General features: G+C 46.5%; 9 protein-coding genes. 4 read left to right on the forward strand and 5 right to left on the reverse strand.

Going from position 1 to position 12,702, the window contains the following annotated elements; all coding sequences use genetic code 11:
* The first annotated feature begins 66 nt into the window (after positions 1-66).
* The 3 genes from NSS79_RS33590 (at position 67) to NSS79_RS33600 (ending at position 6,242) form a co-directional block, all read left to right on the forward strand.
* Entirely contained in the window at positions 67-1,902 is a 1,836-nt protein-coding gene (locus NSS79_RS33590) for a histidine kinase (RefSeq protein ID WP_342437748.1), read from the forward strand.
* A 12-nt stretch (positions 1,903-1,914) separates the two neighbouring features.
* Positions 1,915-3,441 (forward strand): response regulator, encoded by a 1,527-nt coding sequence (locus NSS79_RS33595; RefSeq protein WP_342440491.1) that lies wholly within the window; start codon positions 1,915-1,917, stop codon positions 3,439-3,441.
* A 176-nt stretch (positions 3,442-3,617) separates the two neighbouring features.
* On the forward strand, positions 3,618-6,242 hold the full coding sequence (locus NSS79_RS33600; protein ID WP_342437749.1) for a family 16 glycosylhydrolase: 2,625 nt from the start codon (positions 3,618-3,620) through the stop codon (positions 6,240-6,242).
* A 723-nt stretch (positions 6,243-6,965) separates the two neighbouring features.
* Here NSS79_RS33600 and NSS79_RS33605 read toward each other — a convergent pair.
* Positions 6,966-7,838, reverse strand: coding sequence for a DNA-binding protein (locus tag NSS79_RS33605; RefSeq protein WP_342437750.1), 873 nt, complete (start codon positions 7,836-7,838; stop codon positions 6,966-6,968).
* A 296-nt stretch (positions 7,839-8,134) separates the two neighbouring features.
* On the opposite strand from NSS79_RS33605, the gene NSS79_RS33610 reads away from it, so the two are divergent.
* Positions 8,135-8,461: a helix-turn-helix transcriptional regulator gene (locus NSS79_RS33610; RefSeq protein WP_076111801.1), complete on the forward strand. Its 327-nt coding sequence runs from the start codon at positions 8,135-8,137 to the stop codon at positions 8,459-8,461.
* 363 nt (positions 8,462-8,824) lie between these two features.
* On the opposite strand, the gene NSS79_RS33615 is transcribed toward NSS79_RS33610, so the two are convergent.
* From NSS79_RS33615 to NSS79_RS33630, 4 genes are all read right to left on the reverse strand, one after another.
* A complete protein-coding gene (locus tag NSS79_RS33615; RefSeq protein WP_342437751.1) occupies positions 8,825-10,039 on the reverse strand; it encodes a macrolide family glycosyltransferase in 1,215 nt (404 codons plus the stop codon).
* Positions 10,040-10,115: 76 nt separating this feature from the next.
* Positions 10,116-10,649 carry a YceI family protein gene (locus tag NSS79_RS33620; protein WP_342437752.1) on the reverse strand — a complete coding sequence of 178 codons (534 nt, stop codon included), beginning with the start codon at positions 10,647-10,649 and terminating at the stop codon, positions 10,116-10,118.
* 250 nt (positions 10,650-10,899) lie between these two features.
* Entirely contained in the window at positions 10,900-12,015 is a 1,116-nt protein-coding gene (locus NSS79_RS33625) for a HAMP domain-containing sensor histidine kinase (RefSeq protein WP_342437753.1), read from the reverse strand.
* Positions 12,005-12,688, reverse strand: a complete 684-nt coding sequence (locus NSS79_RS33630) for a response regulator transcription factor (RefSeq protein WP_039832860.1) — start codon at positions 12,686-12,688, stop codon at positions 12,005-12,007. The genes NSS79_RS33625 and NSS79_RS33630 overlap by 11 nt, the downstream gene beginning before the upstream one ends.
* Between the last annotated feature and the right edge of the window lie 14 nt (positions 12,689-12,702).

Below are 12,702 nucleotides of genomic sequence, written 5' to 3' on the forward strand. Positions count from 1 at the left end.
TTCTCCTGTTTACCCGCCTGAAGGTTTGTAATCCATGGTATATTACAAATGTAGGGAGGTATGGGAATGAAGGCTGTATGGATGAAAATAAGGAAGCTTTACCGCAATTCCCGTATATCACAAAAATTATTTCTGGCTTTCAGCCTGATGATTGCCATTCCTGCCATTGTGGTATCCTTCCTGTTTATCCGGGCGCAGGAAACCCAGCTCTACAAGGACGCCATGGCCACCGGCAGCAGCCACGTCTCGCGCCTGGAGGAACAGCTGCGCAGCCGCATGGATATGCTTGAGAACGCTTCCTCAACAGCTCTGACACAGAAAGCATTTGTGGACTTCATTCATTCCGATATGCGGGCCGACGGTCTACGGCTCGTCAAGTTCAGGCAGAATCAATACGAGCAAATGCATAATATTATTCAAAGCTACGACATGGTTAGCGAGCTAAGCTTCTATGTCGATAACCCGAACCTGTACGAGATCTGGCCGGAAATCTATCATTACGACCGGTTCTGGCCGCAGGACTACTGGATGTCACTGCGTGGAGAGAACGGAGCCGCTTACCGCTTGTTCTCCCTTCAGGACGGGGAGCATACGTTATCCTACTACAGATTGGTGCGCCTTCAGGGACAACAGTACAAGCGGCCTACCATCATGGAAATACGGACCCGGCACAGCGTCTTTTTCAGCAATCTTTTGGAGGAGGAGACAGGCGGTAATTTCTTCTCTGTTGTCATGGATGGGACCATTCCTTCACGCCATGTTTATAATACCTCGCATGCTTTTGCCCTGGACGCAGGCGGGCAGCTGGATGAGATCCTTACCCGCGTTCACGGGCAGCTCGACGTACTGCAGCATAACAATCCCGTCGAGGTCCGGGCCGGTGATCAGACCTATTATGCGCTATACCGTTACATCGCGCCGCTGGATGCCTATGTCATCGATATCGCTTCCCGTCATGATCTGATGAAGGGACCTCGAAGCTGGTACCTGCTCGTCGTGGCCATTACATCCTGCGTGCTGCTGATGCTGCTGCTGTTAGTTTCATATATGACCCGGCGCATTTTCCGCCGTCTGGAGATGGTACTGGCTTCCATGCGCAAGGTGCGCAGAGGCCAGCTTGATGCCAAGATCCATACAGGTCTTGGCGACAATGAACCCGGTGATGAAATCGACTATGTCGCCGTCAGCTACAACAACATGCTTGATGAAATCCAGCGCCTGATGACCCAGGTCGTCGATAAGCAGCTGATCGCCAAAAACGCACAGCTCCATTCGCTCCATTCGCAGATTAATTCCCACTTCCTCTACAACGCACTGGAGTCGATCCGGATGCATGCGGAAGTAGAACGGCAGCCAGCTATCGCCGGTGCGTTGGTGTCACTCGGTTCGCTGCTGCGTTACAGCATGCAGTGGCGGGGCGATACCGTCAGTCTCGGGGATGAGCTGGCCAATATTCAGAGCTATATCCGCTTCATTAACTTTATGGAAGGCAGCAGCTTCGAGCTGCGGGCGGACCTCCCGCCTGAGGTGCTGCGCTACCCTATTCCGAAAATGTGCATGCAGCCCATTGTGGAAAACGCCGTACATCATGCGGCGCCCCAGGGGGGCAGCGTGATCATCGAAATTAACGTAACCGTGGAGAACAACCTCATGCTTCTGATTGAAATCCGCGACAACGGAGCCGGCTCTCAGACGCTCAGCAATCTGCAAGAGGCGCTGGAGGATGAGTCGGATAACCCGATTGTCGCCAGCCAAAACGGCCTAGGATTAGAGAATGTGCACAAACGGCTGCAGCTGCACTACGGCAAGGGCAGCGGCCTTTCAATTGATAGCATACCGGGCGTCTATACATGCGTCACGATACGGTTACCTTGGGAACAAGTCAATCTGGGGGGATGGTAAAAGTTGATCAATATGCTGATTGTGGACGATCAGAAGCATATCCGCGACGGCCTGCAGGCTATGGTGCGCCAATTCCCTCTCCAGCCGGACAGCATTTACTGCGCGGGGAATGGCATAGAGGCGCTGCAGCTGCTTCGCCAGAACAGCATCCAGCTCGTCATTACCGATATCCGCATGCCCGATATGGACGGACTGACGCTGATGGCGCACGCACGGGAAGAGCACATCACAGCTGATTACCTGATCATTAGCGGATACGGCGATTTTGCTTATGCCCAGAAGGCGATCGAACTGGGGGCGAAGGGCTATTTGCTCAAGCCGGTGAACCGTGAGGATCTGCAAGCCTCGGTTGAGCATGTGTGGCAGGAAATCCGGACCCGGCAGGCGCTTTCGCGCAACATGGAGCAGCTATCCCGGCTCGCCCGGGAGACGGACCGCAAGGAACTCAGCCTATACATGCAGGGCTCGGCAAACGATGAGGTGTGGGTGGGCGAGACGGAGCAGCAAAATGCGGAGCTATGGCGCAGCTACCGGCTCTGCCTGCTGCGCGAGGAGCGGCGGATTAACCAGCGGGGTGCCAGCAGCGCCCACAGCATGGAATCCATCGCCTACCGCGTGTATGGCAGTGAGGGCTGCATCTGCCTTCAGCACCGGCCGCACCTGATATTAGCCGTTGATGCCTCTGTTCCGACCGACAAGCTGCCCGCCGCTCTCAAGACCGCACAGATTGGCGCTACAGCCGTCATGACCGGGCCGCAGCAAGGGTTAAAGGCGCTTCCCTGCGCCTACACCGAGGTCCAGGAGTTATACCGGCACAGCTATTTATTCCCCGAGCTACGCTGCATGCTGCCGGAGAACATCGCGGGGCTTATGCAGCAGTGGCAGCTTCCCCATGAGGAGCTGTACGCTTTGTTCCGTTTCATTGGAGCTGACAACGACAGCAAAATCGCCGAGGGCATCTCGATGCTTTTTCACAAAGATGTGCTGCAGCGTTATCACATTCAATATACCGATCGGTTATGCCGGGCTGTGGTGCAGATGCTGGAGGAGTACGAGTGGGTGATACGGCCTTACATGGGGGAGGATGCGCTCGATATTGAATCGCTGCGTAACCTGTATGACTATCCGGGTATCCGTGATTATATTCAGGCGCTGCAGCATCAGATGCTGCGTCTCAACCATTTCTATTACGAGTTTAAGTGCAGCTACCGTAACTCGCAGGACCTGAACGAAGCGATCCGCTTCATCCACGAAAATTACCACAAGCCGCTTGATCTCGCCATGGTTTCCAACCATGTATCGCTGAACTACGCTTATTTCTCCAACCTGTTCAAAAAGAATGTCGGTAAAGGGTTCTCTGAATACTTGCGTGATGTACGGCTGGATAAAGCCCGGCGGCTGCTGGCCGAGACGGAATACAAAATCGTCGAGATCACGCCGCTGGTCGGGTATGAAAGCTACAAAAGCTTCACCCGGGCCTTCCGCGAAGTCATGGGCATGCAGCCCACGGAATACAGACAGATGATCCGGCGGAAATAAGTGTGCCGATCCCCCTTTATGGGGGATTTTTTGGGTTCATCCTGCCTAAAGCCAAAATAATGGGCCTTCATATAAAATCCTGTACCTTTAACCGAATTATTCCATTGGTTAAAATATAGATGTAATAATCTGTAAGCGTTTTCTATTGTGCCAAACGATTCTAAAGGAGGGCAAGTATGAAACGAATGTTCAAGGCTGAGATTAGGTTTACACGCAAAGTATGGAGCCTGTTCCTCGCGCTGGTGATGCTGTCGGGCATCGGCTTGTTACCAGCTTCCAGGGTTCAGGCGGCGGGCAACACTGTAACGTCCATGGCTTATTTCTCGGCAGCAGACGGGCCGGTCATCTCCAAACCCGGAGTGGGGCAAGCCAGCTTCGGGTTTGTTATGCCGGTCTTCAATGGAGGCGCCGCCAGCTGGAGTGACGTTTCCGGCGATGTGGGCGTTAAGGTGAAGAAAAGTGGCAATTGGGTAGACATCGACAGCGCAGGCGGTTATGTCTATAACCAGAACTGGGGACACTGGAGCGACGGCGGCGCGAATGGCTACTGGTTCACGCTAACGGCCACCACAGAAATTCAGCTATACTCCAAGGCCAATAGCGGAGTTACACTGGATTACACGCTTGTGTTCCAGAACGTTAACACCGCAACCATCACGTCGATGACGCCGACGCAAGGGCCGGCGCTTACGGCGGACTTCACCGGCAGCGCAGGTTTTACGTATCCCATCTTCAACAACAATCCGGGCCTCATCTATGATGCAGTAGCTCACGATCTGAAGCTGTCCGTCAAGCCTGTTAGCAGCAGCCAGTGGATTAACATCGACAACAATGCGGCCAGCGGCTGGATCTATGACAGCAATTTCGGCCAATTTACTGAAGGGGGCGGCGGTTACTGGTTTAAGGTAACAGAATCGATCAACGTCAAGCTGGAGTCGAAGACCTCTTCCGCCAGCCTCATCTACACCATTACCTTCAATCAGCCTGTCCGCAATTCATTCCTCCTCTCCGCTTACGACGGTACCACCTACACGGCGGACAAGAGCGGCGCCATCGGCTTCCCGTTACCTAAGATTGACGGAGGCGCACCGATTGGCAGCGAACTAGGCAACTTCGTGTATCAGATTAAAATAGGCGGGCAATGGGTCGATCTCAGCAACTCCGGCCAGAGCAGATTCATCTACTCGGGCAATGGATACAATAACATGTCCGCCGCCAACCAGTGGGGATACTGGGCAGACTACGTCTACGGCCTCTGGTTCCAGCCGATTCAGGAGAACATGGAAATCCGTATCGGCTACCCGTTAAACGGGCAGTCCGGCGGAAACGTCGGCAGCAACTATGTGTATTACAACTTTATTGGCAACCCCAATGCACCGCGTCCCGATGAAACCGACCAGGGAGACATTGCCATCGGGACGCCAAGTGATCCGGCGATCGCCGGCATGAACCTCATCTGGCAGGATGAATTCAGCGGCACCGCACTCGATACAAGCAAATGGAATTATGAAACAGGCTATTACATCAGCGATGATGCTAACAGCTGGGGCTGGGGCAATGCAGAAATGCAGCACTACACGAACAGCACACAGAACGTATTCGTGACTGGCGGACAGCTGAACATCCGGGCCTTGAACGATCACCGTTCGTTCCCGCAGGACCCGAACCGGTACGCGGAGTATTCCTCCGGCAAAATCAACACCAAGGCTCATATGTCACTTGAATACGGCCGGGTGGACATCCGCGCCAAGCTGCCTACCGGCGACGGCATCTGGCCGGCGCTCTGGATGCTGCCGGAGAATTCCGTATATGGAGCCTGGGCTGCATCCGGTGAAATCGACATCATGGAAGCCAAAGGGCGGCTGCCCGGCACCACCAGCGGCGCTATCCATTTCGGCGGCCAATGGCCGGTGAACCGCTATATCGCCGGTGAGTATCACTTCCCGCAAGGGCAGACGTTCGCGAACGATTACCACGTCTATTCTATGGTGTGGGAAGATGACAACATCAAATGGTATGTAGACGGCAAATTCTTCTTCAAAGTAAGCCGTGAGCAATGGTATTCTGTCGCCGCGCCGAACAATCCCGACGCACCGTTCGATCAGCCGTTCTACCTCATCATGAACCTGGCAGTCGGCGGCCATTTCGACGGTGGCCGCATACCGGACCCATCCAGTATCCCGGCTACAATGCAGGTGGATTATGTACGGGTGTACAAAGAAGGCACAGGCGGCGAAAATCCCGGCAACGTTCCAGTTAGCGGAGTCACCGTCACACCGTCCTCTTCCCAAGTAGAGGTAGGCAAGAGCGTCCAGTTAACTGCGGGCGTAGCGCCTTCGAACGCTACCAACAAAGCGGTCAACTGGTCAGTCTCCAATCCCGGCATCGCCTCCGTCAACGCAACCGGCAGCGTAGCCGGCCTCGCGCCGGGCGTTGTCACCGTAACAGCCACAACCGCTGACGGCAGCAAAACGGCCGCCAGCAATATCACTGTCGTCACGCCGTCACCCGGCACCGTCGTCATCGGTGACAGCGTGCGCGGCCTGAAGAAGACCGCCAACAACCTGCAATTCTACGTTAACGGCGCGACCTTCGCAGACCTGCACTACAAGATCAATGGCGGCGGCCAGATCAACGTTGCCATGACCTCTACAGGGAACGGCAACTTCACCTACCCGCTCCTCAACCTGCAGCAAGGGGATACAGTGGAATACTCCTTCACCTACAACCCGGGGCAAGGAGCGCTCGACACGCCTTGGCAGACGTATGTGCATGGAGTGACACAGGGAGTTCCGGAGTAGGGATTTAGGCGGGATGAGCTGATTAAGCGGAATGCAAACAACCAAGCGATGCCCTGGGGCAATGCTTGGTTGTTTTTACCTACTCATATATCTTTGAAGCGTATAAAGTATCAGCAAATGTCTTCCAAGTTGGTTGTGATGGAATATTACTATAATCAGAAAGCCATGCCTCTACTTTGTGTTTATTTGTGATATGGTTTACCGCAACACTGTAACGGCGCACTTCCTTCAGCGGTTAACCTCGACCCGCCGATCTGCAGCCGATAATATGTGTACAGGGCTAGAACTTTTACATAATGGGTACAATATCACTAGAAGAGAGCATGAAGAGATGGCAACGGTATTTACTATAGCCATTCTATCTTTTGTACCGTGGCTTCATGCGGTAATCCTGCGGATCAGTACAAGCAAAAAAATTTAACAAATATGTTTTTGTTTCGGCATTACTTATGTACCTATCTTGTGACCATATCCAAGCACAGACTTTTCAGCATAAGACAATTTTCAATTTGTCATTTATCATCTATTCTTTAGTATCAATTCCGATCCATATTGGCTTTTAGCATCACAGACTAAATCGAGAAATAACGCTACACATTGACAAGATACAAAAAATGAAAGGCCACCTGCATATTGCAAGTGGCCTTTCATTACCCGTTAACACCATGATTGAATGGAGTGATTTTTGCATTTGAAGGTGAAGTGGAAACCGGAATTAAAATACTAAGAAATGTCATCAGCATAAATGTAGCTACTAATGCTTTTTTCATGATGCACCTCCTGTAAAATATTTTTGTACTTACTCAGCTGCTCCGTTGTAGCGAGTGAACGAACGTTTTCAAACATGGCTATAATTGTAAAAAATTCCCTGTATAAGTCCATTGTAACTGCTATTTGCATATAATCAAGCATATAATTTATTGCGATATCGTTCCGCCGCTGGTTCAAACTATAGGCGGCAAGTTGATTCAGTAATTTTACGTAATACACCCGATTTCCAAGGTCTTCAAGCTCGGAAAAAGCATCTAGTTGTTCAGGAATAGAGCTATAGTAATAATCGTCTATATTCCATTCATTCAAGTTTGCAGCCTCAAAAATTGTAATCAGTCCGGGCAGTGTTTCTTCATCATTATCTTGTATAAAATCAATATATTCTTTCAATAATCCCCTCTTGCCAGACAACAAATCAACGGCATACCCGTTGGCCTTCGAAAATCCTTTAAAACGCTCGATTTCCTCTATGTCCTCATTTGTAGCATTCTCATACCATCCCAAATCCGCATATTTGGCTATGTATTCTCTAGCCCGATCAAAAAGACCTTGCTTCTGATAAACTATAGACTTCGCTAAATACCCGTAGCCAAAATAAAATATCAAAGGGCGCTTGATCATTTGGTTCAAAGGACTAACAATTTCGCCCCATTTTTTCTTATTTTCATACAAATGTTCAGCCAAGGATAAAATTTGATTAGCAATACGATCCGCTTCGTCCCAATTGTTCTGTCTATAGCTCAGTCGGAATAAGTCGAACCCTTTATCCAGGGCATGTATATGCTCTGAAAGCAGATAAACATCATTGTCTATATCGTTCCCCACTACCAACGCCTCCGTAAAATATATTTTTCACTAAAAAGGAGCCTCTTAGGTGTAGTTATAGAAATATTATCTAAATTATTACAAATATAACCAATGTGTTCCCCATCAGTCAAATCCCAATAGCATTGAGATTAATCATTAAACTAAATATCAACAGAACACTGTCCTTTTGAAGATATTTACAGTATACCTCACGATACATACACGGACAACATTTTATTATTTTGAATCTTTTAATGGCTACACTACATTCCGTCTATTGTCTACACTTCTTAGTAAGGGAGTAGATAACTTATATGAATCAAACTATTGCTGAACAAATTGGTGCTATTGTAAGGAAGTTACGAACTGAAAAGAGTTTAACCCAGCAGGAAATAGCAGATGAAATAGGCTCATCCTTCTCCTTTGTGGGCAGAGTTGAGCGCGGTGAAAGTAACATAACAATAGAAACTATCATAAAGATTTCGACCGCCCTGAATATAGAATTCTTTGAACTAATGAATTTAGGAAGCAAACAAGAAAGCGAAGATATTATGGCAATTCATGCTTTGCTGTTAAAAAGAAGTGCTAAGGAACAAAAGAAAGCACTCAATATTTTAAAAGAGGTATTTGACGAAGTATAGAACTGTACAAAAGTCTAACTTGGTAGTAGGGTATCTCTATAATATGTGTACAAAACGTGGGATGCCGGCTCAAACCGGAAGCAATTAATGTGTACAAAAACCAAGAATGGCCACGCAGATTATTTGTGGCCATTCTTAGTTCGTGTACAATTCTATTTTTTCGCACTCGTGATAATGTATTTATTCGCCTCATCAATACTCCATATTTGCCTTTTCTCATCATATAAAGCTTACAAGGATAGTGAGTAGACGTATTCCTTCTCTCTATGATAATCAGTTTTAAGTCATGTTGATCCTGATTCTCCGCATCCTTTACATTTATACCAACCGCTCCAGCAAAAGTGGCAACATTATTGACGGTGTTCACATCGAATACTCTTGGTAACATTGACTTTTAAAGTCTAATATCTCGTCAACGGCTTGATGATACCCGCCTGCTTTTCGAAAGGATTCCCTAAGTTTTGCGGCAGCTTTCTTAAAAGATGAGAGGCCTATCACATGATCTACAGCCTCACGGAGTTGATTTGCGGTCAAGCTCTGCATTTGTAATTGAATGCCTGCTCCGATATTGGCGACTTGCCTGGCAATGACCGGCTGATCCGCGCTTTGTGGGATTACAATTAGCGGAACCCCATAATAGAGACTTTCAAGGGTACTGTTCATTCCGCCATGGGTAATGAATAATTTCGCGTATTGCAGGACATCGGTTTGTGGAACGTAATTTTTCACGATGAAGTTTTTAGGAATTTCCCCTAAATCTGAAATTTGAACTTTATTCCCAATTGCCATGACAATAGGATGATCTGTGTTCTTAAATGCCTCAAAACAAAGCCTATAAAAATCAATGGCTTGGTTAAAGACCGTACCCAGTGAAATGTAAATGAGGTTGTTCTCCTTGATTGCAGGAAAGTCGAAGTTTTCTTGAGTAAATCTCGAAGAGATGGATGGACCTACAAATTTATAAGTTTGGTCGAATGCTTCTCCATCCGGTTGAAACTCCCTTGTTGTATAAACGATTGTAAGCGGCGCAGGATTACAAAACACTTCGTACGGAGATTGGATGTCCACATCGTATTTTTCTTTCATCCTTGCCGTCAGGCTTTGAAATTTATCGTTTATAGGTTTAGCTATTTCTGTAGATACTTCTGTGAAAAACGGTTCCAGCATTTTATCGAATGAATCTTTTGTCTGCGCAAAAGAAGTGCAAGAGTTGACTGCAGGAAGCTTAAGAATTTGAGCAAGCAAATGTCCGCAGCCAAACATGGAATCATGGATGATGTAATCGAAATGCTCTCCTTCGATCTGTTCAAGAACGCTTGGTATGACGATATCTGCCGTAAGTAAAAGACCGTTGATTCTCTCGGGTAAATAGTCTCTTCCGCCTAAGATAAAGGCTTTTATAAATTTTTGATCGTCAAATGTTCGTACCGAAGCCCCCGTCTTCTCCATACGTTCCCGAAAAGCTTCTATACAAAAGTACACCACCTCTTCTCCACGCAGAATAAGCTCTTGCACAACTCCAATCGTTGGATTGATATGTCCCTCTGATCCGCCATTAATAAATAAGACACGCGCCATATACACCACTCCTTAGGTATACTGTTCTCTAACTCCTTCTATTTGATTCTGAGCGTAATGATCTATATTCATATCGCTAATCTATTCTAATTGCCTCGATATAAAGCTCGATCTTCACTTCATTTCCGACGATTATACCACCCGTTTCCAGCGGCGAGTTAAATGACAAACCAAATTCGTTGCGTTCGATACTGGCTATTGAATGAAAACCTGCACGCTCCCGGCCACGAGGGTCTTTATTTAACCCTTCAAAAACGGTATGAAAAGTGATGGGCTTTGTGACTCCATGCAGAGTTAAATTGCCCGTAAGTTCATATTGCCGTTCGCCAGCTAGGACGCAGCGGGTGCTTTGAAACGTAATGGCTGGATACTTAGCTGCATGAAAGAAGTCGTCGCTCCTCAGGTGTTCGTCCCGTTGACGTTGGCGAGTTGTGAGACTATTTGCGTCTATCGAAGCCTGTATCCCCATGGTTGTTAAATCGTTGGGGTCAAAGCTTAAGGCCGCTTGGAAATGCTCGAATACTCCTTTTATTTTGTTAATCATTAAATGCGTCACCGAAAACTCGACGGAGCTGTGGTCCGGATCTACTTCCCACTTGACATTGCTCATGAATAAATTCCACCTTTATGATAAGATTCTGAGAAAGGTCTCCCTATCTCTAAAATACTACGAAATTCGCATACTCCTAATATACAAAAACGCTACTGACAACGTGATGTCAGTAGCGTTTTAGCATTTTTTCAGCTTCCTCGTAAATCCGATTTCGGGTTCCCTCCCCAGCGGGCTGACGGTTCACTTTTACCATCTAGTATTGCAATCCAACCATTACGCTTCATCTTATACGTAAAGTGCTATTATTTTATGGTTTTTTCAATAATGTAACGACAAAGGAGGTTTTCCCCATCGAACTTTTTGCCTCAATTTCCCCGCCATGTAATTTAACGATACTTTTAGCAATAGCAAGTCCTAGGCCTGATCCACCCGTGTATTCAGAACGTGACTTTTCTACTCTATAAAATCTCTCAAAAATATAGGGGAGATCCACACTTGGTATTGCTTTTCCATAATTTTTCACTTCAACTTCAACGGTTTGCCTCGAGTCACTTACTATAAGATCAATGTATTTTCCTTCTTTTCCATATCTCATAGCGTTTTGAATAAGGTTTTCAAACACCCTGGCAATTTTATTGCCATCTCCTACTATGACAGGACTATCAGTCGTTATGAATGTCCTCATCTGCATGCCCGCTTCTTGCATCTGAATCCTGTGTTGTACAACTAATTGATTAATCATTTCTTCAATATTAATAAATTGATCGCTTATAAGGGTTTCTTTGTTTTGAACATAGGTATATTCAAACAAATCATTTATTAAATGATGTAAGCGTTCGACCTTTGCATACACAATCTGTATATAACCTCGAAGCTCCACTTCGTCCCTATATTCATCTTCATTTATAAGATTCAAGTATCCGATGATAGAGGTTAGAGGTGATCTAAGGTCATGGGCAACATTCGTCACCAAATCATTTTTAATCTGTTCTGATCTTCGCTCTTCCTCAATGGCCTTCTGGGCTTGAATTACGACATTATTAATGTGGGCAGCAAGTTCATCTAAACCAGCTTCCGCTCTCTCTTCTATTTTATAATCAAAGTAACCGTTAGCAATAAGCTCAACTTCACGTATCATACGATTAAATTCAGTTGAAATATAGCGCTTCTTTTCCATTCGATAGAACAAGAACAGATAGAAACAGAGAATCAAGACAAACAAAAGTACAAGTATACTCTTTCCCATTAGAGAAAAAAGGATACTCGCTATGAAATCTAACGCACTATACTGCTGCTCATAATAATAAATCGAAGGAAGTAGCATAGCTACCGTTATCGTTGATGCTATTAGCGATAGCAGAGCATAGAGAATTGCTTTCCAAACTGGGATTGTTTTTATAATGAAAAACGTATTATTTTTCAATTTTATAACCAACTCCCCAAACCGTTTGAATAATCGTCTCTCCTGTTGCAGCAGCAATTTTGTCTCTTAGGTTACTAATATGAACCATAACGGTCTTATTAGATCCTGATCCTATTTCATTCCATACCTTTTCAAAAATCTCTTCTGAGCCGAACACTCTTCCGCGATTTTTGGCTAACAAATATAAAATATCAAATTCAATAGCTGTCAACCTTATTTCTTGTCCCTGAGCATGAACAGCATGGCTTTGTTTATCAATTTTCAAGGAGTGAATATAGATGCTATCTGGATCTTTAACCGTTGGTTGATAATTAGCTCTGCGTAGTAATGCCTTTACTCTCGCTGTTAATTCCAATGGATTAAAAGGCTTAATCATATAATCATCAGCACCTGTCATCAAACCAACAATTTTATCCATGTCTTCTGCTTTTGCACTTAACATCAAGACTGGAATTTCATGCTCTTTTCGAATTTCTCTACAAACATCCAGTCCATTCATTTTGGGCATCATAATATCTAATATCACGAGGTCAATAGAGTGACGCTCCATGAATTGAAGTGCTTCAAGTCCATCCTGCACTGTATAAATTTGATAGCTTTCATTGCGCAAATACACCCCAATTAACTCGGCAATCTCTTTATCATCGTCTACAATAAGTATTTCGGTAGTCATATATTCCCCCCTTC

The organism is Paenibacillus sp. FSL L8-0436, from assembly GCF_038593025.1.
Classification (GTDB): Bacteria; Bacillota; Bacilli; order Paenibacillales; family Paenibacillaceae; genus Paenibacillus_AQ.

Excerpts from the sequence above, each read along its gene's own strand:
- NSS79_RS33600 (WP_342437749.1), top strand. The coding sequence starts at position 3,618 with ATGAAACGAATGTTCAAGGCTGAGATTAGGTTTACACGCAAAGTATGG.
- NSS79_RS33590 (WP_342437748.1), top strand. The coding sequence starts at position 67 with ATGAAGGCTGTATGGATGAAAATAAGGAAGCTTTACCGCAATTCCCGT.
- NSS79_RS33615 (WP_342437751.1), bottom strand. The coding sequence starts at position 10,039 with ATGGCGCGTGTCTTATTTATTAATGGCGGATCAGAGGGACATATCAAT.
- NSS79_RS33610 (WP_076111801.1), top strand. The coding sequence starts at position 8,135 with ATGAATCAAACTATTGCTGAACAAATTGGTGCTATTGTAAGGAAGTTA.
- NSS79_RS33630 (WP_039832860.1), bottom strand. The coding sequence starts at position 12,688 with ATGACTACCGAAATACTTATTGTAGACGATGATAAAGAGATTGCCGAG.
- NSS79_RS33620 (WP_342437752.1), bottom strand. The coding sequence starts at position 10,649 with ATGAGCAATGTCAAGTGGGAAGTAGATCCGGACCACAGCTCCGTCGAG.
- NSS79_RS33595 (WP_342440491.1), top strand. The coding sequence starts at position 1,915 with ATGCTGATTGTGGACGATCAGAAGCATATCCGCGACGGCCTGCAGGCT.